The organism is Streptomyces sp. WMMC500 (assembly GCF_027497195.1).
Lineage (GTDB): Bacteria > Actinomycetota > Actinomycetes > Streptomycetales > Streptomycetaceae > Streptomyces.
Genome location: NZ_CP114905.1, coordinates 4,476,209 through 4,502,860 on the forward strand (window position 1 = coordinate 4,476,209; position 26,652 = coordinate 4,502,860).

Consider the following 26,652-nt stretch of genomic DNA (forward strand, 5'->3'; position numbering starts at 1 on the left):
CCGGAACGGCTGTCGGCTCCCCGGACGGGGACGAGGTGGTGGCGTGCTGCGGACGAGCGGTCACCGGGTCCCCCATCCCACGAGGCCGACGCCGCTCGCGATGGCGGTCGCGACGCCGAACTTCCCACCGCCCGAGCCCGTGACCATGTTGGCGGTTCCCGTGGCGTAGTTGGCGTTGCTGGCGTTCTGGTCCGTAGGGTTGGCGGCGTTGATCGCGGTCGGTGCGGTCAGGAGGCCGGTGACCCCCGCCTGAACACCGTCGGCGACGTTCATCGCGGCCGCCCTGGACATACCGAGCCGGGTGGCCAGGCCTTCGACGGGCCTGACGATGCCGGGGATGGCCGGGTTCACTCCTCTGGCCGCACTCTGCGTCACTCTTGCTCCGGTGCTGATGCCGACCCGGACGGACGAGGCGACCCCGGCCGTTCCGCGTGCCGCCCGCAGACCGGTGACGGCACCCCGCGCCACTGGTCCGATTCCCGGGACCATGCCGAGCGCATCCCCGCCGAGGGTAAGCCAGTTGCCGATATTGTCCCGGCTCGGCGGGAACAGCCCGGATATACCGTACTTCGATGCGTGGGCGAGGAAGGCGACAGCACTGAGCGCGAAGGCGAGCAAAGCCAGGCCCGGGAAGAAGATGGCGGCTATGCCGACCACCGCGGCCAGGACGGTAATCCAGTCCGCATGCTCCTTGATCCAGTCCGCGACGGCATCGAGCATGTCACCGACAGCCTCGACCAGACCGCCCAGTACGTTCCCGAGATCCCCGATCGCGTCCCCGAGCTTGTCCAGGAGGCCCGGCTCGTTCGGAGCGATCTTCATGGCGGAGTGCAGTCTCTCCGCGACGCTCTTGCCCTCCTCGCGGTAGGAATCACGAAGGCCACGGGCGCGGGAGCGGATCGTCTCCAGCTCAGCCTCCGCGCTCGACACCGCGCCTCGCGCCGTACGCAGTTCCCGCTCGGCCCGCTCCTGTTCCTGCTCCGACCGTTCCTGCTCGGCGGCGTCTAGCCGGGAGCGCTCGTCGCCGCCCCTGTTCGCGTCGTCCAGCGCGCCGAGCCGGCGATTGGCCTGCTCCACAGCGCTTTGCGCCTCCGCCGCGCGGCCCTCCAGAACCCGGGCGTCGTACTGACCGCGCAGCATGAAATCCGCCCAGTGCGACAGCGCGTCAGCGGCTTGCCGGAAGGACTCGCAAGCCTCGTCGATCTTGGGTCGGAAATCACCGTCGAAGGTGTCACGGAAGGCCTCCGCGGCCTTTCCCTTCCAATCACCCACACCGGTGCCGTGCAGGACCTGCTGCACCTCGCCCAACGCACGGGCCGTACCGCGCACCGTACCTGCGACGTCGGAGGCGACGGACTGGTCACCCGGGCAGGGAACGAACCCGAGAGCAGGATAATCCGCGGCGGCTTCGGCGGTCACTTCCCTCCCCCTGCGGCAGCGTTCGCCAGCTCGTCCGCCAACTTACCGTCGAGCTCTTTGAACCCCTTCTTCACCTGCGCCAGCGCGTCAGCGGCAGCGTCGGAGAATTTCGCCAACTGCTTCACCCCGTAGGACCACTCATCGCCGAAATCGTCCATGCGCCGGGCCAACTCGGGGACCCCCATCGACTTTCCGTCGACTGCCTCCATCTCGCGGGCGGGCTTGGTCATCAGTGCTGAGATGTTCTGGATGTTACGGCGCACACGGTCGAGCACTTCCATGTCGATGTACACATCAGCCACATCGCACCTTTCACCCAACTCCCCTGCGGGGGTCGACAGAAGCATATGTGGAACAAGTTAGCGACGATGTGATCGATACTGCCACCGATCAGGCCACCATGGCCTGGATCTGATGTACCGGCAGTCGAGTTGGCGCTCTGTCTCCCACGCGTCGGCACACCGACCGCCCCGCTCTGGGAGGGTTCCGAGGGCCGGACGACCGCGTAAGCTCTCGCCCGGCTCCACGAGATGCAGGGAGCGACGAGGTGTCCGCCGCTCGCCGCCTAGGCCTGCTTCGGCTCCTCCAGCCGCGGGAACAGGATCGCGCCCTTCGTCACCCGCGCGCCCGCCGGGAGGCGGCCCCACTCGGCGGCCTCCGCGAGGCGCTGGTCGGCCAGGGGGCCCAGGGTCGGTTCCGCGCCCAGGGAGGACCAGAGCTGCTGGGACGTGCGCGGCATCACCGGGTGCAGCAGGACCGCCACCGCGCGCAGGGCCTCCGCCGCGGTGTAGAGGATCGTCGCCAGGCGGGCCTGGGCCTCGTCGGAAGGGTCTTTCGCGACCTTCCAGGGCTCCTGTTCCGTCAGGTACAGGTTGACCTTCTTGATGAAGTCGAAGACCGCCGCGATGCCGCCCGCGAAGTCCAGCTCGTCGCCGATGCGCCGGTCCGCCTCCGCCGTCGCGTGGGCCAGGGCGTCGACGATCACCTGCTCCGCCGCGCCCGCGGCGGTCGCCGCCGGGAGATCGCCGTCGAAGTACTTGACGGTCATCGCGCCCACGCGCGACGCCAGGTTGCCGTAGTCGTTGGCCAGTTCGCTGGTGTAGCGGTGGGTGAAGTCCTCCCAGGAGAACGAGCCGTCCTGGCCGTACTGGATGGCCCGCAGGAAGTACCAGCGGTAGGCGTCGACGCCGAAGTGGTCGGTGAGGTCCTGCGGCTTGATGCCGGTCAGGTTGGACTTCGACATCTTCTCGCCGCCGACCATCAGCCAGCCGTTGGCGAAGACCTTGCCCGGCAGCGGCAGCCCGTTGGCCATCAGCATCGCGGGCCAGATCACCGCGTGGAAGCGGAGGATGTCCTTGCCGACGAGGTGGACGTCCGCCGGCCAGGTGCCGGCGAACTTCGCCTCGTCCGCGCCGTAGCCCACGGCGGTGGCGTAGTTGAGCAGGGCGTCGATCCACACGTAGATCACGTGCTTGTCGTCCCACGGCACCCGCACGCCCCAGTCGAAGGTGGAGCGGGAGATCGACAGGTCGTTGAGGCCCTGCCGGACGAAGTTGACGACCTCGTTGCGGGCCGACTCGGGCTGGACGAAGTCGGGGTGGGCCTCGTAGAACTCCAGCAGCTTCGGGCCGTACGCGGAGAGCTTGAAGAAGTAGTTCTCCTCCTTCAGCATCTCCACCGGCGTCTTGTGGATCGGGCAGCACTTCAGGCCCGCGTACTCGCCCTCGCCGTCGATCAGCTCGCCGGGGGTCTTGTACTCCTCGCAGCCGACACAGTACGGACCCTCGTAGCCGCCCTGGTAGATCTCGCCCTTGTCGTAGAGGTCCTGGACGAACTCCTGCACCCGGTCCGTGTGCCGCTTCTCCGTGGTGCGGATGAAGTCGTCGTTCGCGACCTCCAGGTGCTCCCAGAGGGGCTTCCACGCCTCCTCGACGAGCTTGTCGCACCACTCCTGCGGGGTGACGCCGTGCGCCTCCGCGGTGCGCATGATCTTCTGACCGTGCTCGTCCGTGCCGGTGAGGTACCACACCCTCTCACCGCGCTGGCGGTGCCAGCGGGTGAGCACGTCGCCTGCGACGGTCGTATAGGCGTGGCCCAGGTGCGGAGCGTCGTTCACGTAGTAGATGGGGGTCGAGACGTAGTACGCCTTCGTCCCCTGCTGCTCTTCTCCAGTGGCCGCCATGGTCGAAATCCTAACGGCCACGGGCCCCTGCACTCATCCGATTACGTACGGTGACAGCCTGCCCCTCACCGGCGCGGGTTCACCTGGAGTTCAGGTCCGCGACTCTCCCCCGCGGGACTCCGCGCCTAGCGTCCGGCGCGAACTCACAGAATCCGGAGGGGATCGTGCGCAGACTTCTGCCGCTCATCGGCTCGCCGCATCCGGGCGGCCGCTCGGCCATGACCTGTCGCTACCGCTGTGGCGACGCTTGCTTCCACGAGGTTCCGAACACCAGCGACAACGAGTACGCGGGCGACATCGTCGCGCGCGCCGTCTCCCGCCGCGGGGCGCTGCGCGCCGGTGCCGCGGTGACCGTGGTGGCGGCCGGCGCGGGGGTCGTCGGGGCCGCCCCGGCGACGGCCGCGCCCGCCTCCCCGGCCGGTACCTTCGGCCGCGGGCCGGGCCACGGGCACGGCCACGGCGGTGACGCCGCCCGCGGGCTGCGCTTCGACGCCGTCGCGCCCAACACCGACGACGCCGTCACCGTCGCCGACGGCTACGACCAGAACGTCGTCATCGCCTGGGGCGACCCCATCCTGCGCGGCGCGCCCGCCTTCGACCCGGCCAACCAGTCGGCCGCCGCCCAGGCCGGCCAGTTCGGGTACAACAACGACTTCCTCACCCTGCTGCCGCTGCGCTGGGAGCGGGACAAGCAGCTCCTGGTGGCCAACCACGAGTACACCGACGAGCAGCTCATGTTCCCGGGCTACGACCCGGAGAACGTCACCCGCGAGCAGGCCGAGATCGGCTGGGCCGCGCACGGCCTGTCCGTCGTGGTGGTCGAGGAGGAGGGCCGCTGGGGCAAGAGCGGCGGCAGTCTCCGGGCCGTACCGCGGCACCCGCTGAACCGCCGCATCACCGCCACCACCGAGTTCGAGCTGACCGGCCCGGCGGCCGGCAGCGACCTGCTCAAGACGTCCGCGGACGCGACCGGCCGGCGCGTGCTCGGCACCCTCAACAACTGCGCCGGCGGCACCACCCCGTGGGGCACGGTCCTCTCCGGCGAGGAGAACTTCAACCAGTACTTCGCCCACACCGAGGCCGTCACCGACCCCGTCGCCAAGCAGCGCCTCGCCCGCTACGGCTTCTCCGGCGCCGCCTCGCAGCGCAAGTGGGAGGACTTCGACGAACGCTTCGACGTCGTCAAGGAGCCCAACGAGCCGCACCGCTTCGGCTGGGTCGTCGAGATCGACCCGTACGACCCGGACTCGACCCCGGTCAAGCACACCGCGCTCGGCCGCTTCAAGCACGAGGGCGCCAGCATCCGGCTGACGCGCGACGGCCGCGCGGTCGCGTACTCCGGTGACGACGAGCGCTTCGACTACCTCTACAAGTTCGTCTCCGACAAGCGCATGATGCGCGGCAGCAGCCGCTGGGCGCGCGCCCACAACATGACGCTGCTGGACGAGGGCACGCTGTACGTCGCCAAGCTCACCGGCGACAGCCCGGCCGCCGAGATCGACGGCAGCGGCGCGCTCCCGGCCGACGGCGAGTTCGACGGCGGCGGCGAGTGGATCAAGCTGGCCAGCGGCGACCGCAGCTTCGTCCCCGGCATGAGCGCCGAGGAGGTCTACGTCTTCACCCGTCTCGCCGCCGACAAGATGGGCGCGACGAAGATGGACCGCCCGGAGGACGTGGAGCCCAGCCCGAACAGCGGCAAGGTGTACGTCGCGCTGACGAACAACACCAACCGCGGCACCGGCACCAACGCCAAGGCGGACGAGGCCAACCCGCGCAACGCCAACAAGCACGGCCACGTCCTGGAGCTCACCGAGAAGCACGACGACCCGGCGTCGACCCGCTTCGGCTGGCGGCTGTTCCTGGTCTGCGGCGACCCGGCCGACCCCTCGACGTACTTCGCGGGCTTCCCGAAGGACAAGGTCAGCCCCATCTCCTGCCCGGACAACGTGACGTTCGACCCGTACGGCAACCTGTGGATCTCCACGGACGGCAACGCGCTCGGCACCCACGACGGGCTGTTCGGCGTGGCGACGACGGGCCGGTACGAGGGCCAGGTCAAGCAGTTCCTCACGGTGCCCACGGGCGCGGAGACCTGCGGCCCGGTGGTGCAGGAGGACCGCGTGCTCGTGGCGGTGCAGCACCCGGGCGAGGTCGACGGCGCGTCGTACGAGAACCCGGGCTCGGTGTGGCCGGACGGCCCGGGCAAGCCGAACCGCCCGGCGGTCGTCAACGTCTGGCGCAGCGGGGGCGGGCGCATCGGGGCCTAGGGCCCGGCCGTTGCGATACGGCCCCGACGCACCCTTCGGTCCTGCCGCGGGAAGTCCCGTGGCAGGGCATCCGGTTCCGCGGGCCGGGCGGCTCCGCGCGCACGTGTCGGCGTGCCGCGGGGCCCCTGGCCCGGGTTCCCCGGTCGAGCATATTAGGTTAGCCTCACCTAAGTCACGTCGACCGAGGGGAATCCGGCCTTGGCCACCACCGCACCGACCACCCCGCTCTCCCGCCGCGGCCTGCTGACCGCCGGCGGCGCACTCGGCCTCACCGCCCTCCTCGCCGCCTGCGGGAGCGACGCCGCGAACGGCGGTTCGGACGGCACCGGAGGCGATTGGTCGTTCACCGACGACCGCGGCAGGAAGGCCGAGACCGACGGGCGCCCCGAGAAGATCGTCGCCTTCGTCAGCTCCGCCGCCGCGCTGTACGACTACGGCGTGACGTGCACCGCGATCTTCGGCCCGAGCGAGCCGATCGACGGCAAGCCCAACCCGCAGGCGGGCGACCTGGACCTGGCCGAGCTGGAGAGCCTCGGCGAGGCGTGGGGCGAGTTCAACGTCGAGAAGTACGCCTCACTCGCCCCCGAGCTGCTGATCAGCAACATGTTCCCGCCGCCCGACCTCTGGTTCGTACCGGAGGAGAGCCGGAAGAAGATCTTCGCCCTCGCCCCCTCGATCGGCATCAAAGGCGCGCACACGAGCCTGCTGGAGCCGCTCGGGCGGTACGAGGAGCTGGCGAAGGCGCTCGGCGGCGACACGGGCAGCGCGCGGGTGAAGGCCGACAAGAAGCGCTTCCAGGAGGCCGAGGACCGGCTGCGCGCGGTGGCGAAGGCCAAGCGCGGCATCAAGGTGCTGGCGATGACCGGCGACCAGGACAACATGTACGTCGCCGTCCCCGGCTCGTACACCGACCTGCACTACTTCCGGGACCTCGGCGTGGACGTCGTGGTGGGCGAGAAGTCCGACGAGTGGGGCTTCTGGGAGTTCCTGAGCTGGGAGAACACCGACAAGTACCACGCCGACCTGATCATGATCGACAACCGCACCCAGGCCATGACGCCCGCGGCGCTCGCAGAGAAGCCCACCTGGACCCGGCTCCCGGCCGTCGAGGCCGGCCAGACGACGCCCTGGGCGATGGAGGAGCGCTACAGCTACCGCGGCTTCGCGCCGGTCCTGGAACGGCTGGCGGACGCCATCGAGAACGCCGACAAGCTCGGCTGAGGGAGCGGCATGGCTTTCACCGACGACGTACGCGCGGACACGGCCGCCGCCCCGACGCCCGCGGAGCGGGTGCGCACGATCCTGGCGACCGCGGGCTCGCTGACGCTGGAGGCCGACGGCTTCCGCTGCGACCTGGTCGGCCTGCACACGACGGACCCGGGCCCCGACGGCATGCTGCTGCGGCTGAACCCGCCGGCGGACAGCGCGCTCGCGGCGCGGGTGGTCTGCGCCCCGACCGGCGACCTGCCGGTGCGGCTGCACCTGACGGACATCGCGCCGGTGGGCGTACGCGACCGGGTACGGGCCCGGGTGACGCTGATCGGCTGGCTGGCGCCGGAGGAGGCGCAGCCGGCCCCGGACAGGCTGGTGCTGGGCTTCGACCCGGCGGAGGCGCTGGTGGTGACGGCGGCCGACGGCACGGGGGCCGGTGCGGGCGCGGGCGCGGACCCAGGTGCCGGTGCCGGTACCGGTACCGCGGACGTGGCGGTCGTGGACCTGGAGGAACTGGCAGCCGCGGGCCCCGACCCGCTGGCCGCCCAGGAGGCGGCGATGCTGCTGCACCTGGCGGACTCCCACCGCGACGCGGTCGACGCCCTGACCCGCCTGGTCGACCCGGCGGCGCTGCACGGGGTGGTCCGCGTCCACCCCCTGGCCCTGGACCGCCACGGCCTCACCCTCCGCCTCGAACACCCCCGCGCCCACCGCGACATCCGCCTGCCCTTCGCCGCCCCGCTCGCCGACGCCGCCGAAGCGGGCATGGCCGTCCAGACCCTCCTCTACGCCGCCCAGCACTGCCCGCGCCGCCGCACCCACCGCGGGGGGTAGCGGCGGTCGTCGTAGAGCCGGCTCAGAGAGAACTGCGGTAGGTGAGGAGCCCTTCGACCCCGCGCAGGAAGGTCTCCCCGACGGTTTCCGGATCGGCCAGGCAGCCGGCGGCCATGGCGCCGTCCCGCATCATGACGAAGTGCCGGCCGGCGGGTTCCGCGTCGGGCTTTCCGGTGCCGGTGAAGAGTTCGGTGACGGTGTCGAGGAACCACCGCCGGTGCCGGAGAACCGCCCGGTGCACCGGATGGTCCGGATCGGGGTACTCGGCGGCGGCGTTGAGGAACGCGCACCCGCGGAAGCCGTCGCGCCGGATGTCGTCGGCGATCCCCCTGCCGATGATCCGAAGGGCCTCGTCGGCGGAGTCCCCCTGCTCACGTGCGGCGGTCACGCGTGCCCGGATCGCCTCGTCGACCTGCGTCAGGTAGGCGACGAGGAGGTCGTCCTTGCTCCGGAAGTGCCGGTAGAGCGTGGCGCGGGTGACCCGGGCCTCCGCGATGACGCGGTCGACCCCGACGGCGTGCAGACCTTCGGCGTAGAACAGCCCGCTGGCCGTGTCGAGCAGCCGGGTCCGTGCTTCCGACATCCACTTCCCTCCTGAGGCGCCACGTCGAGCCTAGCAGATAGAACGGTCGGTCTTGACAGCCGTGTAGAGAGTGCTGCACGCTCTGGTGGACCGACCGTTCTATCTCTCACGGAGGGCAGGGGTCGGGAACGTTTCACCGCTTCCACCGTCAGGAGAGATCAGATGTCGAGCTCCACCGCGCACGGCCACACCGGCACCCTGGCCGACCCCACGGACACGACCGACCGGCTGCGGAACCTGTACCACGGCCGCTTCGGGTTCGCCGTGGTCTGGGCCGCGCTGGTCGCCCTCAGCGCTTCGAGCCTCAGCCCGGTGAGCATCACCCTGCTGCTGGTCTATCCGGTCGTCGACGCCGTGGCAGCCGTGATCGACTTCCGCACCCCGGGGGCCGTACGACCGCGCGCACTGCTCCGCGTCAACGTGGCCCTGAGTCTGCTGACCGCGGCCGGCCTTGCCGCCGCCGTCGCCTCGGACGTCCCCGACGTTCTGCGGGTGTGGGGTGCCTGGGCGATCGCCGCGGGCCTGGTCCAGGTGGCCGTCGCGCTCTCGCGCCACCGGCTGGGCGGCCAGTGGGCGATGATCCTCAGCGGCGGAATCTCCGCCGTCGCGGGTTCCGGTTTCCTCGCGACGGCCGCCGAGGCGGACTCACTCGCCCCCCTCGCCGGCTACGCGACGCTGGGCGGCGTCTTCTTCCTGATCTCCGCGGTCCGCCTCCACCGCCGCGCGGCCGGGGCGAGGTGACGTGAGGGACGGGCGCCGGGTGCGGCGGACGGTCAGCGCGAGGACGGCGGCGGCGAGGACGGTGGGGAGGGCGGCCAGGACGAAGCAGAGGGGGAGCGGGACGCGGCCGATCAGCAGGCCGGTGGCGGCGGTGGCCGCGGAGGTGCCGGCGTTGAGGGCGGTGTTGACCCACGCGCCCGCCTTCGTACGGGCGTCGGGGGCGGCCGACTCGTCGGCGATGAGATAGGCGGTCGTGATGCCCGGGGCCACGAAGAGCCCGAAGACGGCGGCACAGGCCACCAGGGCGTACGGGTGCGGGGAGAGCCCGGTGGCGGCGAGCATCAGGGCCAGGGCCGCCGCGAGCACCGGCAGGCGCCGGGTGCGGGGCGAGCGCCAGGCGACGGCGCCGTGGACGAGGCCGCCGACGGCGCTGCCGGCGGACATCGCGGCGAGGATCCAGGGCACGAGGCCGTCGGCGCCGTGCTCGTCGGCGGAGGCGACGGCGAGGAGCGGGAGCGCCCCGAGGCACATCCCGACCCCGGCGGCCCCGACGGCGGCCCGCCGCACGGCGGGGTTCCGGCGCAGGATCCCGGGCGCGGACGCGGGCGCGGGTACGGACGCGGGCGCGGACTCGGGCGCGGGCACGGGCGCGGGGTCCGGTTCCGGCGCCTTGCCCGGCGGCCGGCCGGAGCCCGTCCGGGCGCGGGCCACCGGTGACGTGACCAGGGCCAGGGTCCCGGCGAGGACCAGCCCCGCGCCCGCCCCCAGGCCCACCGGCGCCGGGGCCGCGGTCACCACCGCGCCGACCAGCAACGGGCCCGTCACGAGCAGCAGTTCCTCCGCGACCGAGTCCAGGCTGTACGCCCGGGAGAGGAGCCCCGGCGGCACGAGGTCGCTCCACAGCACCCGCATCACCGGCCCCAGCGGCGGCGTGAACGCCCCGGCCGCCGCCGCGAGCACGACCGCTCCCGCGGCGCCCGCGGCGCCGCTCGCGGTGACGACGCCCAGCGCCGCCAGCAGGACCGCGTACGCCGCGGCCATCGGCGGCAGGGCGCGCCGGGGGCCGTGCCGGTCGATGAGGCCGGCCCGGGCTGGCGAGAGGGTCACGCTGGTCGCCCCGAAGCACGCCATGGCGGCCCCCGCCGCGGCGTACGACCCGGTGGCGTCCCTGACGGAGAGCAGCAGTGCCAGCGGGACCATCCCGTACGACAACCGCCCCAGCAGGGCGGCACCGAAGGTGCGGGAGGCATGGGGGATGCGCAGCACAGCCGCGTAGGACGGCGCAGACATGGTGAGGTTCCTCGGGGAAGGGAGCGCCGGGCGGGGGCGCTCGGATGCGTGCACGGGCGGCGTGGTGCCGCGCCCGGGGGGCGCGGCGGCGCCGGCTCCTATGCACGGAGGAGGAACATGCGGCCGAACGTAGCAGACCGGTACGCGGACATGAACGGGCCCGCACCCCTCCGGTCGGAGGGGTGCGGGCCCGGTGGCTCTCCGGTTGCGTTACTTCCTGGCGTACAGGCGCATCGTGATCGGGCCGAAGACCGCCACGATCACGCCCGCCCAGCCCAGGGTCCAGGCGATGTCCGACGCCGGCCAGTCGCCGTGCATCAGGTCGCGGACCGCGGCGGCGAGGTGGGTGACCGGGTTGTTGTTGACGAACGCCTGCAGCCAGCCCGGCATCGTCTTCGGCTCGACGAAGATGTCGCTGAGGAACGTCGTCGGGAACAGGACCATCATGCTGACGCCCATGACCGACTTCTCGGTGCGGAGCAGCAGGCCGAACATCGTCCAGATCCACGAGAACGCGAACGAGAAGACGATCAGCAGCGCCACTCCGGCGAGCACGCCCAGCACGCCGCCGTCCGGGCGGAAGCCCATGATGAGGCCGACGGCGATCATCACCACCGACGCTATGAGGTAGCGCAGCATGTCGCCCAGCAGGTAGCCGACCATCACCGCGGGGCGCCAGATCGGCAGCGAGCGGAAGCGGTCGAAGACGCCCTTCTCGATGTCGGTGTTGACGGAGACGCCGGTGTACATCGTGATCATGACGATGCTCATCACCAGGATGCCCGGCAGCAGGTACTGCAGGTAGTCCGAGGTGGAGCCGGCGAGCGCACCCCCGAAGAGGTACGTGTACATCAGCACCATCATGATCGGGAAGGCGGTGACGTCGAAGAGCTGCTCGGGCACGTGCTTGATCTTCAGCACGGCCCGCCAGCCGAACGTCACGGAGGCGGACCACGCACTGGGCCGTGGCGGCCGTTCCTTGGAGACCAGCAGCTCGGCCAGGCTCTCGGTGGTGACCGGCGCGAGGTCTTCGGTACGGGTCTCGGTCGCGGTGCTCATGCTGCTGCCTCCTGGGTCTCGGCACCGGCCGGGCGGTCGGTGAGGGCGAGGAAGACCTCGTCCAGGCTGGGCTGACCCAGCGAGAAGTTGTCGACGGTGATGTCCGCGCGGGCCAGCTCCGCCAGCGCGGCGGCGGCCTGGGCGGCGGCGCCGCGTCCGTTGTCGCCGTCGCCGACGCGGGCCGTGAGCGCGACGGGGTCGGGTTCGAGCTGCACCTGGGCGCCGGTGAGGGCCGACTCCAGCAGGGCGACCGCCTCCGCGCGCTGCGCGGCGTCGCGCAGCCGGAGGTGGACGGAGCCGGCGCCGACGGACGCCTTCAGCTCGCCCTTGGTGCCCTCGGCGATGACCTTGCCGTGGTCGATGACCGCGATCCGGGAGGCGAGCTGGTCGGCCTCGTCCAGGTACTGGGTGGTGAGCAGGACGGTCGTGCCCTGGGCGACGACCGCGCGGACGATGTCCCAGACCTGGTTGCGGCTGCGCGGGTCGAGGCCCGTGGTCGGCTCGTCGAGGAAGAGCAGGTCGGGGGTGTTGAGGATGGACGCGGCGATGTCGATGCGGCGCCGCATGCCGCCCGAGTAGTTCTTCACCTGCTTGTCCGACGCCTCGGCCAGGCCGAACGCCTCCAGCAACTGCGCGGAGCGCACCCGCGCCGCGGCCGGCTTGTGCCCGAGGAGGCGGCCGAGCAGCACCAGGTTCTCGGTGCCGGTCAGGTCCTCGTCCACGGAGGCGTACTGGCCGGTGAGGCTGACCCGGGAACGCACGTCGTTCGCCTCGCGGACGACGTCCTTGCCGAAGACCCGGGCCTCGCCGCCGTCGGGGCGCAGCAGGGTGGCGAGCATCTTCACGGTGGTGGTCTTGCCGGCGCCGTTGGGACCGAGGACGCCGTAGACGGTGCCGCGGGGGACGGCGAGGTCGACGCCGTCCACCGCGCGGGTCTCGCCGAACACCTTCACAAGTCCCGACGTCTCGATCGCCAGGCCGGACGAGTCGTTAGTCATGTCCTTCTTCTCCAGATTCTCCAACATCAGAAATATGAGCGGCTTCTGTTACGCCACGTACGGCCGCGCCGCGCGGGCCTCCCTCAGCGCGAGACCCCACCAGGTGAGCTGGTCCAGCAGGGCACCGGCGGCGCGTACCAGACCGTCCGAGTAGAGGGACCCGCCGGCCGGGAATTTCTCATCGGTGAAACGCAGGTCGATTCCGACCGAGTCCCGCACGGTGACCGTGTGCAACTCGGTGAAGACCGAGCGCAGGTGCTCCACCGCGCGCACCCCGTCGCAGCCGAAGCCGTACGACACGAAGCCGACCGGCTTCGCGTGCCACTCGTCATAGCCCATGTCGATGGCGTGCTTGAGTTGCGCGGGGAAACTGCGGTTGCACTCGGGGGTGACGACGACGAACCCCTCCGCCCACGCCAGCTCCGCGGTGAACGAGGACATCTGCGCGGTCGGGTGCTCGGGGTAGCGCACCGGGAGGTCGTAGTCGGCGAGGTCCAGGACGCGCAGCGCGATGTCGCCGCGCTCGCCGGCCAGTTCGTCGAACCAGTGCGCCACCGCCGGGGGGCCGCAGTCGGTCTCCGCCTGGCCGCCCAGGATGCACGCGATCCGCAGCCCCGCGGGGGCGGCGGGCGCACCCGCAAGGCCGGGCGCCTCGCGTATGCCGGAGTCGCCGTTCCGCATCGGACACCTCCCGGGTCTCGGCCCTCCCGGGCGGTGCGCCCGGGCCGTCACCCTTCAGGCGCCAGAATCCGGCAGGCGCCCGCTAGATCCGATCTAGCGGGCCGCGCGCGGAGCACGCACGGAACTTGCACCGATCACGCGCACGCCTTCCACCTGCGCGTTCGCCGAGTGATCCGCGCTTTCATCACAGTCACATAACGCCATCATGTCTGGTCGTCCACTGTTCATCCCCCGCTAACCGAAGCCGCCCCGCATGGCCGACTGCCGCCACTTCGATACAGGACCCGAGTTTTGTCCGGATCGATCAGCGGAGAGCAGTGAGAGCACGTGAGGCCGATACAGACGAAGCGCACCGCCACCCGCCTGGGCGCCCTCCTCCTGGCCCCGGCCGCCGTCGTCTCCCTCGTGTCCTGCGGCAGCGAGAGCGAGGCGAGCGGCGGTGAGGACCAGCCGGATCGGCTCACCGGGACGGTGCAGATCGACGGCTCCAGCACGGTGGAGCCGCTGACGAAGCTGGCCGGCGAACGCTTCGGCCGGCAGGAGCCCGGGGTACGGGTCAAGGTCGAGGCGTCCGGCACCGGCGGCGGCTTCGACCGGTTCTGCGCCGGCGAGACCGACATCTCCGACGCCTCCCGGCCGATCAACGACTTCGAGAAGGAGACCTGCGCCAACTGGGACGTGCCGTACCGCGAGCTGACCATCGCCAACGACGCGCTCACCGTCGTCGTCCCGCGCGGCAACGACTGGATCGACTGCATCAGCACCGACCAGCTCAAGCGCATCTGGGAGCCCGGCTCCACGCTGACGAGCTGGCAGGAGGTCGACCCCACGTTCCCGGACGAGCCGCTGCAGCTCTACGGCCCGGACACCGACTCGGGCACGTTCGACTACTTCACCGACGCCATCAACGGCGAGGAGAAGGCCTCCCGCTCCGACTTCACCCCGAGCAGCGACGACAACACCCTCGTCAAGGGCGTCTCGGAGCACTCCGGCGGGCTCGGCTACTTCGGCTTCACCTACTTCGACGAGAACCGCGACAAGCTGCGCGCTCTGGAGGTCGACGCCGGCGACGGCTGCGTCGCGCCCAGCACCGCGTCGGTCCAGGACGGCTCGTACAAGCCGCTGGCCAGGCCGCTGTTCCTCTATCCCTCGGCGAAGGCGCTGGAGCGCCCCGAGGTGGAGACGTTCGTCGAGTTCTACGTGGACAGCCACACGGACTTCGCCTCGGAGGCCGGCTACATCCCGCTCAGCGAGGTGCAGGAGCAGAAGCTGGAGCGGGACCTGGAGCGGCTGAAGAAGCACAGCGCGCAGCCCGGCGGAGCGGGTGACACCGGCGGCGACTCGGGCGGCTCGGGCGGCCTGTGATCAGGCTGTTCATAACGGGCCGATAACGACATCACGCACTCCTGTTCCGATGTTCACCTTCAGTTAACCGTCCCCACCCGGCCGAGTCTGCCCACGCGGAATTCCATGAGAAGCGACGAAGGGGGTGGTGACCGACCGATGGACACACCGGCGATACCCGGCCAGCGACACGGGCATGTCCTGCTGCTCGCCGATCCGGACGAACAGGTGGCGCACGATCTGGCCGAGCACCTGGCGGGTCATCAGGTGAAGGTCGTCTTCTGCTCCGACGGGGCGGAGGCGCTGCTCCAGGTCGGCCTGCAGTCCCCCGACGCCCTGCTGGTCAGCGCCAAGCTGCCGCTCGTGCCGGGCGCACGGGTGGTGGAGGTGCTGCGGCGGCGGAGCGCCACGCCGGTCATCATCGGCGTCGGCCCGGACGACGCGGAAGACGCCGTCGAGGCGCTGACCGCGGGGGCCAGCGCCTGCGTCGCCCGCCCCTACCGGCCGTACGAGGTCCTCAAGATGCTCGGCGTCGCCAGCCCGGCGGCGTACGACGTGGACCAGACGGTCGCCTCCGGGCCGTACAGCGTCAACCCCGCCACCTTCGAGGCCCGCGTCGACGGCCGGCTGGTGCAGCTTCCGCTTCGCGAGTTCAAGCTGCTGCACCTGCTGGTGGCCAACGCCGAGAAGGTCGTCACCCGAGACCAGATCAGCGCCGAGCTGTGGGGTGGCAGCGCGCCGAAGTCCAACACGATCGCCGTGCACATCCGTCGGCTGCGCGACCGCATCGGGGACAACCCTCACGATCCACGGATCATCCTCACCGTCCGGAACGTCGGCTACCGCTTCGTGCCGCCGGTCGCGGACACCCCCTAGACCCCACAACCCTCGATTTGTTGTCAGCCGCCTCTGGAGTGCGGCCTCAGGAAGGAAAGTCCCCAGTGAAGTCTCAGAGCAAGATCCGGATCCGCTCCGCGGCAGGCATACTCGCCCTCTCCAGCGCCCTCGTCCTCTCGGCGTGCGGCTCGGACGACAATTCGGACTCGGGCGACGACAAGGCCAGCGGCGGCGACAAGAGCAGCTCCGCCGGCGGCGACATCACGTGCGGCGGCAGCGGTGAGCTGCTCGCCTCGGGTGCCAGCTCGCAGGACAACGCCGTGCAGCAGTGGGTGGCCGACTACCAGGCCGCCTGCCCGGACGTGACGGTCAACTACAAGCCGGTCGGCTCGGGTGCCGGCATCGAGGAGTTCCTCGCCGGCCAGACCGCCTTCGCCGGCTCCGACTCCGCGCTGGAGCCGGAGGAGGTCGAGAAGTCCAAGGACGTCTGCTCCGGCGGTCAGGGCATCAACCTGCCGATGGTCGGCGGCCCGGTCGCGATCGCCTACCACCTGGAGGGCGTGGACGAGCTGGTGCTCGACGCCGAGACCCTGGCGAACGTCTTCAACGGCGAGATCAAGAAGTGGAACGACCCGGCGATCGCCAAGCTGAACCCCGACGCCGAGCTGCCGGACACCACGGTCCAGCCGGTGCACCGCTCCGACGAGTCGGGCACCACCGAGAACTTCACCGCCTACCTCGGCACGGTCGTCAAGGACGCCTGGCCGCACGAGGCGGACAAGAAGTGGCCGATCGAGGGTGGCCAGGCCGCCAGCGGTTCGGCCGGCGTGTCCTCGCAGGTGAAGCAGACCGACGGCGCCATCTCGTACATGGAGATCTCGCACGCCGAGTCCAACGACCTGACCACCGTCAAGCTGGACACCGGTGCGGCCGAGCCGGTCGAGGCCACCGTGGAGAACGCCTCCGCGGCGATCGCCGCCGGCAAGCGGGTCGGCCAGGCCCCCGACATGGCGCTGGAGCTGGACTACGCCACGAAGGTGGACGGCGCCTACCCGATCACCCTCGTGACCTACGAGATCGCCTGCGACAAGGGCAACAAGCCGGAGTCCCTGGACGCGGTCAAGTCCTTCCTCGGCTACACCGCGAGTGAGGCCGGCCAGCAGTCGGTCGTCGAGGTCGGCTACGCCCCGCTGCCCGCGGAGATGGCCGCCGAGGTCGTCAAGACCATCGACACCCTGTCCTGACCTGTCCTGAACGCCCACCGCCGGCCGGCGCACCACCGTCCGGCCGGCGGGGGGCCATCCGGTGCACCGCCGCCGGGACGCGGGCGCAGACCGCGCCGTCGCCCCACATCAGACCGGAGATTCACGTATGGCTGCTCCACCCACCGACATAGAAACCCCCGCCCCACCGCCGTCACAGGTCCTGCTGTCGAACGGCAAGGGCGGCACCCGCCGCGGCGACAAGGTCTTCTCCGGCCTGTCCAAGGGGTCGGGGATCGTGCTGCTGCTGATCATGGCCGCGATCGCCGCGTTCCTGGCGTACCGCGCGTCCATCGCCCTCGCGGACAACGAGGGCAACTTCCTCACCACCTTCGAGTGGGACGCAAACTCCATCCCGCCGAAGTTCGGCATCGCCGTGCTGGCCTTCGGCACGGTCGTCTCCTCGATCGTCGCGATGGTCATCGCGGTGCCGATCGCGGTCGGCATCGCGCTGTTCATCACGCACTACGCGCCGCGGAGGCTGGCGGCGCCCATCGCGTACGTCATCGACCTGCTGGCCGCCGTGCCGTCCATCGTCTACGGCCTGTGGGGCGCCCTGTTCCTCGTGCCGCACCTGATCGGCACGTACGAGTGGCTGGACCGCTACCTCGGCTGGACCGTCGTGCTGTCCTTCGACGGGACCGCGCCGCGCTCGCTGATGACCGCGGGCATCCTGCTGGCCGTGATGATCCTGCCGATCATCACCAACGTCAGCCGCGAGGTCTTCGCCCAGACCCCCCGCCTCCAGGAGGAGGCCGCGCTCGCGCTCGGCGCGACGCGCTGGGAGGTCATCCGCATGACGGTGCTGCCCTTCGGCCGCTCCGGCGTCATCTCCGCCTCGATGCTGGGCCTCGGGCGGGCGCTGGGCGAGACGATGGCGGTCGCCACCGTGCTGTCGCCGTCGGCGATCCTGTCCGCGGAGATCCTCCAGGCGGGCGGCGGGACGTTCGCGCAGAACATCGCCGCGTCGTTCGGCGAGTCCGGGCAGTTCGGGCGGGACGCGCTGATCGCCTCCGGCCTGGTCCTGTTCGTCATCACGCTGCTGGTCAACGGCGCGGCCCGGCTGATCATCGCCAGGCGCAAGGAGTACTCGGGGGCCAACGCATGAGCGCGCAGACCATCGCCGACAAGCCCGGTGCCGACCGGCTCGGCATCCAGCAGCCGCGGCTGCCCCGCTGGGCGCCGCTGGCCATCGCGGCCGGCTCCGCCGCCGCGGGCGTGCTGGTCGGCGTGCTCGCCGACCTCGGCAGCCGCGTCCAGTGGGGCCTGATCGCGGCGATCCTCTTCGTCGTCGGGCAGTACGTCATCTCGTCGGTGACCGAGGGCGGCCGGCAGGCGAAGGACCGGCTGGCGACCTCCCTGGTGTGGGTGGCGTTCCTGCTCGCCGTCATCCCGCTGGCGTCGCTGATCTGGGAGACCGCCAGCAAGGGCATCAAGGTCACCGACGGCTACTTCCTCACCCACTCGATGAGCGGCGTGGTCAACATCGCGCCCGGCGGCGGCGTCTACCACGCGCTGATGGGCACCATCGAGCAGGTGCTGATCGCCACCGTCATCGCCACCCCGATCGGGCTGCTGACCGCCGTGTACCTGGTGGAGTACGGCCGCGGGGCGCTCGCGCGTGCGGTGACGTTCTTCGTCGACGTCATGACGGGCATCCCGTCGATCGTCGCCGGCCTGTTCGTCCTCAGCCTGTGGATCATGATCCTGGACTTCGGGTACTCCGGCTTCGCCGGTGCCATGGCGCTGGCGATCCTGATGATGCCCGTGGTGGTCCGCTCCACCGAGGAGATGCTGAAGCTCGTGCCGAACGAGCTGCGGGAGGCGTCGTACGCCCTGGGCGTACCGAAGTGGAAGACGATCCTGAAGGTCGTCCTGCCCACCTCCATCGGCGGCATCACCACCGGCGTCATGCTCGCCGTCGCCCGCATCACCGGCGAGACCGCCCCGGTGCTGCTGCTCGTCTTCGGCAGCCCCGCGATCAACAACAACCCCTTCGACGGCGGTCAGGCGTCCCTGCCGCTGTACATCTACCAGCAGTGGGGGGCCGGCACCGAGGCGTCGTTCGACCGCGCCTGGGCCGCGGCCCTGGTGCTCATCGTCTTCGTGATGCTCCTCAACCTGCTGGCCCGCGGCATCGCCCGCTGGAAGGCCCCGAAAACCGGCCACTGACGGCCACAGGAGAAGTGATCTGACATGGCCAAGCGCATCGACATCAGCGGCCTCACCGCCTACTACAGCGACTTCAAGGCGATCGAGGACATCTCGATGGCCGTCGAGCCCCGCTCCGTGACCGCCTTCATCGGCCCGTCCGGCTGCGGCAAGTCCACCTTCCTGCGCACCATCAACCGCATGCACGAGGTCATCCCCGGCGCGCGCGTGGAGGGGAAGGTGATGCTGGACGACGAGAACCTCTACGCCAGCGGCGTCGACCCCGTCTCCGTACGCCGCGTGGTCGGCATGGTCTTCCAGCGGCCCAACCCGTTCCCCACCATGAGCGTCTACGAGAACGTCGCCGCCGGCCTGAAACTCAACAGCCGCTACAAGAAGTCCGAGCTGGACGACGTGGTGGAGAAGTCCCTGCGCGGCGCGAACCTGTGGAACGAGGTCAAGGACCGCCTCAACCGCCCCGGCTCCGGCCTGTCCGGCGGCCAGCAGCAGCGCCTGTGCATCGCCCGCGCCATCGCGGTCGAACCCCAGGTCCTCCTCATGGACGAGCCCTGCTCGGCCCTCGACCCGATCTCCACCCTCGCCATCGAGGACCTGATCGGGGACCTGAAGACCCGCTTCACGATCGTCATCGTGACGCACAACATGCAGCAGGCGGCGCGGGTCTCCGACCGCACCGCGTTCTTCAACCTCGCCGCCGTCGGCGAGCCGGGCAAGCTCATCGAGATCGACGAGACCGACAAGATCTTCTCCAACCCGTCGGTGCAGGCGACCGAGGACTACGTCTCCGGCCGCTTCGGCTGAGCCGACTCCGGCCGGTGCCCCGGGGGACACCGGCCGGCCGAGCCGTCTTGCGGTGCTGCCTGGCGGTGCCGCCGCAAGACACCAGGGCCCGCCCCGCACCCGGGGCGGGCCCACCCGTCACTCCTCCGCCTGCGCCGCCTCCGCGGGGCGCGTACGGAGGGCCGCCCACCCCGGCACCAGGGTGGCGGTGAGGGCGAGGGCCACGGCACCGGCGACTATCGCGGCGTAGATGGACGGCGGGCCGGAGGAAAGCACGCTGTCCGCCGCCGCGTGGCTGAACGGCACCAGCGCGGTGGCCGCGGCGGCGGTGCCGAGGCCCACCCCGATCCCGGCGACGATCAGCGCCTCGATCGTCAGCATCCGCAGCACCTGCCGGCGGGTGGCGCCGGCGAGGCGCTGCAGCCCGAACTCGCGGCGGCGGCCGGAGACGGAGAGCACCAGGTTGTTGACCACCGCGATCGCCGTGTACGCCACGATCATGCCCAGGATCAGGTAGTTGACCCACGCCTGCGTCTCGGTGTCCTCCACGTGGGCCTCGATCAGCTCGCCGCGGTCCGTGACGCCGGTGCCGGGGTGGCCGGCGAGGGTCTTCTCCAGGCTCGCCGTCAACTCCGCGGCGCCGACGCCTTCTTCGGCCGTCACGAGGATCTGCTGCGGCAGCCCGCCGTCGGTGTGCCCGGCGAGGAGGTCCGCGGGCACGAACACCGTGTCGTAGCCGTCTCGGCCCTCGAAGAGCACCGCGATCCGCAGGTCGGCGACGGCACCGTCGCCGAAGCGCACCTCCACGGTGTCCCCGACGCCGCGGCCGTCCGCCGCGCCGGCGGGCAGGGCGATCGTCCGGCCGGTGAGGTCGGCCACGTCGCCCGCGACCGGCTCCAGCGCGGTGGTCCGCGCGGCGCCGCGGGCGTCGACGCCCTGCAGCGGCACGCCGTCCTCGTCGCCGAGGCCGTCGATCCAGCCGGTGCCGGTGACGTACGCGCCGGCCGCCGCGACGCCGTCCGCGGCGCGGACGTCGGCGGTGAGCGCCGGGTCGAGGGTGCCGGCGGGGGAGTCGACGACGGCGTCGGCGCGCAGGGTCTCGGCGTACGCCTCGCGGGTGGCGTCGTCCTGCGTCGTCTGCAGGTACAGGTTGCCGGTGGCCATGGCGACGGCCAGCATCACGGGCGTGACGACGCCAGCCATCCGGACGGCCCGGGCCCGGGCGGTGGTGACCGCCAGCTCGCCGCTCACGCCGGTGAACGCCCGGACGGGGCCGGAGATCAGGGCGGTGCACAGCTTGGTGAGACCGGGGCCGAGGAGCGCGAGGCCGATGGCCGCGCACAGCACGGTGGGTCCGGCGGTGCTGGCCGCGATGGGGCCGTCGAAGAGCACCCAGGTGAGGATCGCCAGCGCGGCGGTGCCGCCGAGGAAGAGGACGGCCAGGACGATGCGCAGCGGGTGCGCCCAGCGGGTCCGCAGCGTCGCCTCCGCCATCGCCTCGACGGGCTTGACCTTCACCCCGCGCCGGCCGCCGAGGTAGCCGCCGAAGAGCGCGGTCAGCAGCAGCGCGCCGCCCGCGGCGACGGCGGGGATCCAGCCCTGCGCGTACGTCACGGCCTCGGAGACCATGCCGCTGGCGGTGAACTCCTCGAAGAGCCGCTCCCCCGCCGCCGGCCCGGCGAACCAGCCCGCCGCGGCGGCGGCCAGCCCCACCAGCAGCGTCTCGGCGAGCAGCAGCCGGCGCAACTGGCGCGGGGTGCCGCCGATGGTGCGCAGCAGGGCGAACTCGCGGCGGCGGCGCTCGACGGACAGCGCGACGGCGCCGGAGACGACGAAGACGGCGACGACCGTGGCCATGCCGCCGAAGGCGCCGGCGACCGCGATCAGGTCCTCCTTGCGGGTGAGCACCTCCGGGTACTCGACGGCGCCGCGGTCGTCGCCGGAGTAGACCTTCGCCGGCATCCGCCCCTCGTCCGTACGGTCCGCGGCGTGGGCCGCGACGACCTCGGCGAGGCGGTCCTTCAGCTCGCCGTGGTCGGTGCCCGGCGCCGCCGTGACGGCGATGTCCGCGACGGCGGGGGCGAGCGCGCGGGCGCGGTCGTCGGTGAAGAACACGGCGCCGTAGCCGATCGCGTGCGGGGCGCGCACCACGCCGGTCAGGCGGTACGCCGCGGCGCCGCCCCGCGCCGCGACGCGCACCTCGTCGCCGGGGCGGAGGCCGTACGCCCCGGCGGTGGCCTCGTCCAGCACCACGTCGCGGGGGCCCTCGGGCCCGCGGCCGGCGGACAGCTCGTACGGGGTGACGGGGGCGGAGGACCAGCCGTGGGCCCGCGTGTCGGGGGCAGACCCCGAGGCCGCGGGCCCGCCGAGGACGGCGGCGTCGAAGACCCGCTCGGGGACGGCCCGCTCGACGCCGGGCACGTCCCGTACCGCCGCGGTGAGGGAGCCGTCCAGCGGGGGGCGCTCGTCGAGGACGGCGGTCTCGTCGCCGCGGGGCACCTCGCGGTCGCCGGCGACCACGAGGTCGGCGCCCGCGAGTCGCTGCGCCGGCGCGTTGTTGCGTATGCCGGTCTCCAGGAGGCCGCCGCACGTCATCACGATGACGGTGCCCAGGAAGAGCGCCAGGAAGGTCGCCGAGAGCGCGGCGGTTCTGTGGCGGAGCGTACGGAAGGCCATGGCCCACATGGGACGGTTCCCCTCTGCGATGTCGGTGACATCAACCTAGGAATCCGCGTCCGCGCGGCCCATGGGATGCCCACCCGGACCGGGGGTGTAGCTGGCAACACCATGGGCCGGGGGCCCGCCGGGCGCCCCGGCCCGTACGCCGGTGGGGAGGGCCGCCGCCGCTACTTCGGCTGCGGCTTGCGCAGCGCGATGTGCAGCTCGCGCAGCCGTGCCTCGTCGACCTCGCTGGGCGCGCCCATGAGGAGGTCCTGCGCGTTGCCGTTGAGAGGGAAGGCGATCGTCTCGCGGATGCTCGGCTCGTCGGCCAGCAGCATCACGATGCGGTCGACGCCGGGCGCGATCCCGCCGTGCGGCGGGGCGCCGAAGCGGAACGCCCGCAGCATGCCGCCGAACTCGCGCTCCACCTCGTCCTTGGTGTACCCGGCGATGCCGAACGCCTTGAACATGACCTCGGGCTCGTGGTTCCGGATCGCGCCGGAGGACAGCTCGACGCCGTTGCAGACGATGTCGTACTGGAACGCGAGCACGTCCAGCGGGTCCTGGGTCTCCAGCGCCTCGATGCCGCCCTGCGGCATCGAGAACGGATTGTGCGAGAACTCGATCTCGCCCGTCTCCTCGTTCCTCTCGAACATCGGGAAGTCCACGATCCAGCAGAACCGGTAGACGTCCCCGGCGAACCGCCCGGCGCGCTTCGCGGCCTCCACGCGCACCGCGCCCATGATCCTGGAGACCTCGCCGGTCTCCCCGGCGCCGAAGAACACCGCGTGCCCGGCGGCCAGGCCCAGCCGCTCGGTGAGCACGGCGACGTTCTCCTCGGTGAGGAACTTCGCGATCGGCCCGGACAGGGCACCGTCGTCGCCGACGCGCACCCACGCCAGGCCCTTGGCGCCCTGCTCGACGGCGAAGTCGCCGAGCGCGTCGAAGAACTTGCGCGGCTGGTCCTGGACGGCGGGCACCGGCAGCGCCCGCACGTGCATGCCGGCGAACGCCTTGAACTCGCTGCCGGCGAAGACGTCCGTGACGTCCGCCAGCTCCAGCTCGGCCCGCAGGTCCGGCTTGTCCGAGCCGTACCTGACCATCGCCTCGCGGTACGGGATCCGCGGGAACGGCGACGTGACGTGCCGGCCGTTGCCGAACTCCTCGAACAGCTCCGTCATCACCTTCTCGATGACGGCGAAGACGTCCTCCTGCTCGACGAAGCTCATCTCCATGTCGAGCTGGTAGAACTCGCCGGGCGAGCGGTCGGCGCGGGCGTCCTCGTCGCGGAAGCAGGGCGCGATCTGGAAGTAGCGGTCGAACCCGGCCATCATCAGCAGTTGCTTGAACTGCTGCGGGGCCTGCGGCAGCGCGTAGAACGTGCCGGGGTGCAGCCGGGAGGGGACCAGGAAGTCGCGGGCGCCCTCGGGGGAGGTGGCCGAGAGGATCGGCGTGGTCAGCTCGTTGAAGCCGAGGGCCGTCATCTTCTGCCGGATGGCCGTGACGACCGCGGTGCGCAGCATGATGTTGCGGTGCATGCGCTCGCGGCGCAGGTCGAGGAAGCGGTACTCCAGCCGGCGCTCCTCGCCGACGCCGTCGTCGGCGTTGATCGTGAACGGGATCTGCTCGGCGGCGCCGAGCACCTCGACGCCGGAGACCTCGATCTCGATCTCGCCGGTGGGCAGCTCGGGGTTGACGTTGTCGGCGCCGCGGGAGACGACCTTGCCGTCGACGCGTACGACGGTCTCCTTGGTGAGGTGCGCCAGCGCCTCGTTCGCGGGGGTGCCGGGGCGGGCGACGAGCTGGACGATGCCGTAGTGGTCGCGCAGGTCGATGAAGAGGATGCCGCCCAGGTCGCGCCTATTGTGCAGCCAGCCGGAGAGGCGGACGTCGCCGCCGACGTCGCTCGCGCGCAGCTCGCCACAGGTGTGGGACCGGTACCGGTGCATCATCCATCCAGTTCGTCTGACTCGTCGCCCGCGGCTGCTTGCCGGTGGGCGCCGATTCGGCCACGAGAGTGTTCAGCCCGCCAAGACTATCGCCCCCGGCCTCCCCGGCCGCACGCGGGCAATCACCTTAAAATAGGGCAATGCGCACCGAGGAGGTCCTGGCTGCCGTCGGCACCGGGGTGTGGAGCTGGGACACCGCCTCCGGCACCGTGACCATGGACGCCGAGGCCGCCCGGCTCGTCGGGCTGCCCGAGCGGCCGACGGAGACGACGGTCGCCGCCGTGCGGGGCCGCTGCCACGGGGTGGACTACGTCGAGATGACGGGGGCGATGGACCTGGCCCGCGCGGAGGGCACCGTGGCGGAGGCGCAACTGCGGATCGTCGACGAGCGGGGGACGGTGCTGCGGGTCGTACGGACGAGGTTGCGGCCGTTCCGCGACGAGCAGCCGGTGGCCGGGGAGCAGGGCGGGCCGGAGGAGGAGGACGCAGGGCGGGAGGGGCGGGAGGAAGCAGGGCGGGAAGGGCGGGAGGAAGCAGCGCGGGAGGAAACAGGGCGGGAGGAGGGGGACGGGCCCGCCGGCGAGGTGGTGATGTCCGGCACCGTCCAGGAGGTCGTCGAGCCCCTGCCCGGCGCCAGCGCCGGCACCTCCCCGCCGTCGCCGCTGACCAGCGACTGGCGGCTGTCCCGCGAGGCGTTCCTGCTCGACGCCGGCCGTGCGCTCGCCGAGTCCCGGGGCACCGACCAGGTGCTGCGCGTCGCCGCGTCCCTGTCGATGCCCGGCTTCTCGCCCGACGGCATGGCCGTCTTCGGCGTCGAGGGCAACCGCCTCACCGTCATCGGCCAGCACGGCTACCGCCCCGAGGACGAGGAGCCGTTCACCGACATCAGCCTCGACTCCGAGTACCCCGGCGCCGTCGCCGTCCGCACCGGCCGCGCCATCTACATCGCGGGCCGCGAGGAGTACCGCCGACGCTTCCCCGAGGCGTGGCAGCTCGCCCGCCGGCTGGGCCGGCGCTCGTGGGCGTACGTACCGCTGATCGTGGCCGGCCGGGTCATCGGCGTGTGGCTCGCGGCCTTCTCCTACCCCGCGCCCTTCACACCGGACGAGCGCTCCGTGCTCACCACCGTGGCGCGCATGCTGGCGCAGGCGCTGTCCCGCGCGCACGTCCACGAGTCCGAGCGCGAGCTGTCCGCCGGACTGCAGCGCAGCCTGATGCCGGAGGAGGTGCCGCCGACGCCGGGCATGACCGTCGCCGCGCGCTACGTGCCGACCGGCGGCGGGCTGGAGATCGGCGGCGACTGGTACGACGTGATCACGCTGCCGTCCGGCAAGACGGCGGTCGTCATCGGCGACGTCCAGGGCCACGACGTACGCGCCGCGGGGCTGATGAGCCAGTTGCGCATCGCCATCCGCGCGTACGCCTCGGAGGGCCACCACCCCGACGCCGTACTCACCCGCGCCTCGCGCTTCCTCACCCAGCTCAACAAGCGCGAGGGCTTCGAGAGCGACTCCCCGCCCGAGGACGCCGACCCCCGCTTCGCCACCTGCCTCTACATCAAGGCGGACCCGGCGACCGGCAGCCTCACCATCGCCCGCGCCGGCCACCTCGACCCGGCGATGGGCGTCGGCGACGGCACGCTCCTCGTCCGCCCCACCGAGGGCGGCCTGCCCCTCGGCGTGGTCGAGGAACCCGACTATCCCGTCACCCGGCTGGTCCTGGAGCCGGGCGAGCTGATGATGCTGTGCAGCGACGGGCTCATCGAGACCGGCGGCCACGACCTGGAGACGGGCCGCGACCGGCTGCGCCGGGTCTTCGCCGGGCACGTGGGCGACGACCTGGAGACGCTGGCCGACGCGCTCATCGACGCGGTCAGCGGCCCGCACTCGCACGCCACCCCCGGCCCGCACGCGGAGCGGCGCGAGGACGACATCGCGCTCGTCCTCCTCCGCCGCGACCAGCCGCCGCGCGAGGGCGAGCCCGCCGCCGCCCCCGCCCTCGGCCGCCACATGCACCTCACCGTCCCCCAGGCGGAGCAGCAGCGCACCGCGGACGCCCGCCACGAACTGCGCTCCATGCTCTTCGACTGGACCACCCCCACGCAGGTCGACTCCGCCGAACTGGTCCTCTCCGAGCTCATCGCCAACGTCCTGCTGCACACCGACAGCGACGCCGCCATCAGCGCCGACGTCACCGGCCCCCGCGGCAACCGCACCCTGCGCGTCACCGTCGGCGACGCCGACACGGGCCTGCCCCACCTGCGCCACCCCGGCGAGCTGTCCTCCTCGGGCCGCGGCCTGTTCCTCCTCCAGGAGCTGTCGGGCGAGTGGGGCACGGAGCCGACGGGCGAGGGCAAGGAGGTCTGGTGCGAGTTCCACGAGGAGGAGTGGCCGAGCCTGTAG

The 26,652-nt window shown here is 71.8% G+C and carries 21 protein-coding genes; 11 read left to right on the forward strand and 10 right to left on the reverse strand.

Translation table 11 applies throughout. The features are described 5' to 3' along the window. Nucleotides 1-60 precede the first annotated feature (60 nt). From O7599_RS19190 to metG, 3 genes are all read right to left on the reverse strand, one after another. Nucleotides 61-1,419 carry a putative T7SS-secreted protein gene (locus tag O7599_RS19190; RefSeq protein WP_281616831.1) on the reverse strand — a complete coding sequence of 453 codons (1,359 nt, stop codon included), beginning with the start codon at nt 1,417-1,419 and terminating at the stop codon, nt 61-63. Next, on the reverse strand, nt 1,416-1,721 hold the full coding sequence (locus O7599_RS19195) for a hypothetical protein (protein ID WP_281616832.1): 306 nt from the start codon (nt 1,719-1,721) through the stop codon (nt 1,416-1,418). Before O7599_RS19195 ends, O7599_RS19190 begins: the two co-directional genes overlap by 4 nt. 263 nt (nt 1,722-1,984) lie before the next feature. Then, nucleotides 1,985-3,601: a methionine--tRNA ligase gene (gene metG, locus O7599_RS19200; protein ID WP_281616833.1), complete on the reverse strand. Its 1,617-nt coding sequence runs from the start codon at nt 3,599-3,601 to the stop codon at nt 1,985-1,987. A gap of 164 nt (nt 3,602-3,765) precedes the next feature. Here metG and O7599_RS19205 point away from each other — a divergent pair, with 164 nt between their 5' ends. The 3 genes from O7599_RS19205 to O7599_RS19215 all read left to right on the forward strand — a co-directional run bounded on the left by O7599_RS19205 (nt 3,766) and on the right by O7599_RS19215 (nt 7,914). Beyond that, nucleotides 3,766-5,868: a PhoX family phosphatase gene (locus O7599_RS19205; RefSeq protein ID WP_281616834.1), complete on the forward strand. Its 2,103-nt coding sequence runs from the start codon at nt 3,766-3,768 to the stop codon at nt 5,866-5,868. A gap of 198 nt (nt 5,869-6,066) precedes the next feature. Next, nucleotides 6,067-7,089, forward strand: coding sequence for an ABC transporter substrate-binding protein (locus O7599_RS19210; protein ID WP_281616835.1), 1,023 nt, complete (start codon nt 6,067-6,069; stop codon nt 7,087-7,089). A gap of 9 nt (nt 7,090-7,098) precedes the next feature. After that, nucleotides 7,099-7,914: a DUF2470 domain-containing protein gene (locus O7599_RS19215; RefSeq protein WP_281616836.1), complete on the forward strand. Its 816-nt coding sequence runs from the start codon at nt 7,099-7,101 to the stop codon at nt 7,912-7,914. A 22-nt stretch (nt 7,915-7,936) separates the two neighbouring features. On the opposite strand, the gene O7599_RS19220 is transcribed toward O7599_RS19215, so the two are convergent. After that, entirely contained in the window at nt 7,937-8,497 is a 561-nt protein-coding gene (locus tag O7599_RS19220; RefSeq protein ID WP_281616837.1) for a TetR/AcrR family transcriptional regulator, read from the reverse strand. Between the two features lie 162 nt (nt 8,498-8,659). On the opposite strand from O7599_RS19220, the gene O7599_RS19225 reads away from it, so the two are divergent. After that, nucleotides 8,660-9,238, forward strand: coding sequence for a hypothetical protein (locus O7599_RS19225; RefSeq protein ID WP_281616838.1), 579 nt, complete (start codon nt 8,660-8,662; stop codon nt 9,236-9,238). Here O7599_RS19225 and O7599_RS19230 read toward each other — a convergent pair. The 4 genes from O7599_RS19230 to O7599_RS19245 all read right to left on the reverse strand — a co-directional run bounded on the left by O7599_RS19230 (nt 9,143) and on the right by O7599_RS19245 (nt 13,245). After that, on the reverse strand, nt 9,143-10,507 hold the full coding sequence (locus O7599_RS19230) for an MFS transporter (protein ID WP_281616839.1): 1,365 nt from the start codon (nt 10,505-10,507) through the stop codon (nt 9,143-9,145). The genes O7599_RS19225 and O7599_RS19230 overlap by 96 nt on opposite strands. 210 nt (nt 10,508-10,717) lie before the next feature. Further along, nucleotides 10,718-11,566 carry an ABC transporter permease gene (locus O7599_RS19235; RefSeq protein ID WP_281616840.1) on the reverse strand — a complete coding sequence of 283 codons (849 nt, stop codon included), beginning with the start codon at nt 11,564-11,566 and terminating at the stop codon, nt 10,718-10,720. Beyond that, a complete protein-coding gene (locus O7599_RS19240; RefSeq protein WP_281616841.1) occupies nt 11,563-12,564 on the reverse strand; it encodes an ATP-binding cassette domain-containing protein in 1,002 nt (333 codons plus the stop codon). Before O7599_RS19240 ends, O7599_RS19235 begins: the two co-directional genes overlap by 4 nt. A 48-nt stretch (nt 12,565-12,612) precedes the next feature. Then, complete coding sequence (locus O7599_RS19245; RefSeq protein ID WP_281616842.1) at nt 12,613-13,245, reverse strand: NAD(P)H-dependent oxidoreductase; 633 nt, start codon at nt 13,243-13,245, stop codon at nt 12,613-12,615. A 327-nt stretch (nt 13,246-13,572) separates the two neighbouring features. Between O7599_RS19245 and O7599_RS19250 the strand changes: the two genes are divergently transcribed. The 6 genes from O7599_RS19250 to pstB all read left to right on the forward strand — a co-directional run bounded on the left by O7599_RS19250 (nt 13,573) and on the right by pstB (nt 19,661). Beyond that, nucleotides 13,573-14,610 carry a PstS family phosphate ABC transporter substrate-binding protein gene (locus O7599_RS19250; RefSeq protein ID WP_281616843.1) on the forward strand — a complete coding sequence of 346 codons (1,038 nt, stop codon included), beginning with the start codon at nt 13,573-13,575 and terminating at the stop codon, nt 14,608-14,610. Nucleotides 14,611-14,748: 138 nt separating this feature from the next. Continuing rightward, complete coding sequence (locus O7599_RS19255; protein WP_281616844.1) at nt 14,749-15,465, forward strand: response regulator transcription factor; 717 nt, start codon at nt 14,749-14,751, stop codon at nt 15,463-15,465. A 65-nt stretch (nt 15,466-15,530) separates the two neighbouring features. Further along, nucleotides 15,531-16,670 carry a phosphate ABC transporter substrate-binding protein PstS gene (gene pstS / locus O7599_RS19260; RefSeq protein WP_281616845.1) on the forward strand — a complete coding sequence of 380 codons (1,140 nt, stop codon included), beginning with the start codon at nt 15,531-15,533 and terminating at the stop codon, nt 16,668-16,670. 127 nt (nt 16,671-16,797) lie between these two features. Beyond that, nucleotides 16,798-17,796, forward strand: coding sequence for a phosphate ABC transporter permease subunit PstC (pstC, locus tag O7599_RS19265; protein ID WP_281616846.1), 999 nt, complete (start codon nt 16,798-16,800; stop codon nt 17,794-17,796). Next, nucleotides 17,793-18,860 carry a phosphate ABC transporter permease PstA gene (gene pstA / locus O7599_RS19270; RefSeq protein ID WP_281616847.1) on the forward strand — a complete coding sequence of 356 codons (1,068 nt, stop codon included), beginning with the start codon at nt 17,793-17,795 and terminating at the stop codon, nt 18,858-18,860. The genes pstC and pstA overlap by 4 nt, the downstream gene beginning before the upstream one ends. 24 nt (nt 18,861-18,884) lie before the next feature. Next, nucleotides 18,885-19,661, forward strand: a complete 777-nt coding sequence (pstB, locus tag O7599_RS19275) for a phosphate ABC transporter ATP-binding protein PstB (protein ID WP_281616848.1) — start codon at nt 18,885-18,887, stop codon at nt 19,659-19,661. A 117-nt stretch (nt 19,662-19,778) separates the two neighbouring features. Here the strand turns inward: pstB and O7599_RS19280 are convergent, their stop codons facing one another. Beyond that, complete coding sequence (locus O7599_RS19280; RefSeq protein ID WP_281616849.1) at nt 19,779-22,316, reverse strand: FtsX family ABC transporter permease; 2,538 nt, start codon at nt 22,314-22,316, stop codon at nt 19,779-19,781. 170 nt (nt 22,317-22,486) lie between these two features. Beyond that, the gene (gene aspS / locus O7599_RS19285; RefSeq protein WP_281623438.1) at nt 22,487-24,250 is read right to left on the reverse strand and encodes an aspartate--tRNA ligase; all 1,764 of its coding nucleotides are present in this window, start codon (nt 24,248-24,250) and stop codon (nt 22,487-22,489) included. Between the two features lie 140 nt (nt 24,251-24,390). Between aspS and O7599_RS19290 the strand changes: the two genes are divergently transcribed. Continuing rightward, nucleotides 24,391-26,652, forward strand: a complete 2,262-nt coding sequence (locus tag O7599_RS19290; RefSeq protein ID WP_281616850.1) for a SpoIIE family protein phosphatase — start codon at nt 24,391-24,393, stop codon at nt 26,650-26,652.

Coding starts and splice junctions, on each gene's coding strand:
- metG (WP_281616833.1), bottom strand. CDS start 3,601: ATGGCGGCCACTGGAGAAGAGCAGCAGGGGACGAAGGCGTACTACGTC.
- O7599_RS19215 (WP_281616836.1), top strand. CDS start 7,099: ATGGCTTTCACCGACGACGTACGCGCGGACACGGCCGCCGCCCCGACG.
- O7599_RS19220 (WP_281616837.1), bottom strand. CDS start 8,497: ATGTCGGAAGCACGGACCCGGCTGCTCGACACGGCCAGCGGGCTGTTC.
- O7599_RS19225 (WP_281616838.1), top strand. CDS start 8,660: ATGTCGAGCTCCACCGCGCACGGCCACACCGGCACCCTGGCCGACCCC.
- O7599_RS19230 (WP_281616839.1), bottom strand. CDS start 10,507: ATGTCTGCGCCGTCCTACGCGGCTGTGCTGCGCATCCCCCATGCCTCC.
- O7599_RS19235 (WP_281616840.1), bottom strand. CDS start 11,566: ATGAGCACCGCGACCGAGACCCGTACCGAAGACCTCGCGCCGGTCACC.
- O7599_RS19240 (WP_281616841.1), bottom strand. CDS start 12,564: ATGACTAACGACTCGTCCGGCCTGGCGATCGAGACGTCGGGACTTGTG.
- O7599_RS19245 (WP_281616842.1), bottom strand. CDS start 13,245: ATGCGGAACGGCGACTCCGGCATACGCGAGGCGCCCGGCCTTGCGGGT.
- O7599_RS19255 (WP_281616844.1), top strand. CDS start 14,749: ATGGACACACCGGCGATACCCGGCCAGCGACACGGGCATGTCCTGCTG.
- pstC (WP_281616846.1), top strand. CDS start 16,798: ATGGCTGCTCCACCCACCGACATAGAAACCCCCGCCCCACCGCCGTCA.
- pstA (WP_281616847.1), top strand. CDS start 17,793: ATGAGCGCGCAGACCATCGCCGACAAGCCCGGTGCCGACCGGCTCGGC.
- pstB (WP_281616848.1), top strand. CDS start 18,885: ATGGCCAAGCGCATCGACATCAGCGGCCTCACCGCCTACTACAGCGAC.
- O7599_RS19280 (WP_281616849.1), bottom strand. CDS start 22,316: ATGGCCTTCCGTACGCTCCGCCACAGAACCGCCGCGCTCTCGGCGACC.
- aspS (WP_281623438.1), bottom strand. CDS start 24,250: ATGCACCGGTACCGGTCCCACACCTGTGGCGAGCTGCGCGCGAGCGAC.
- O7599_RS19290 (WP_281616850.1), top strand. CDS start 24,391: ATGCGCACCGAGGAGGTCCTGGCTGCCGTCGGCACCGGGGTGTGGAGC.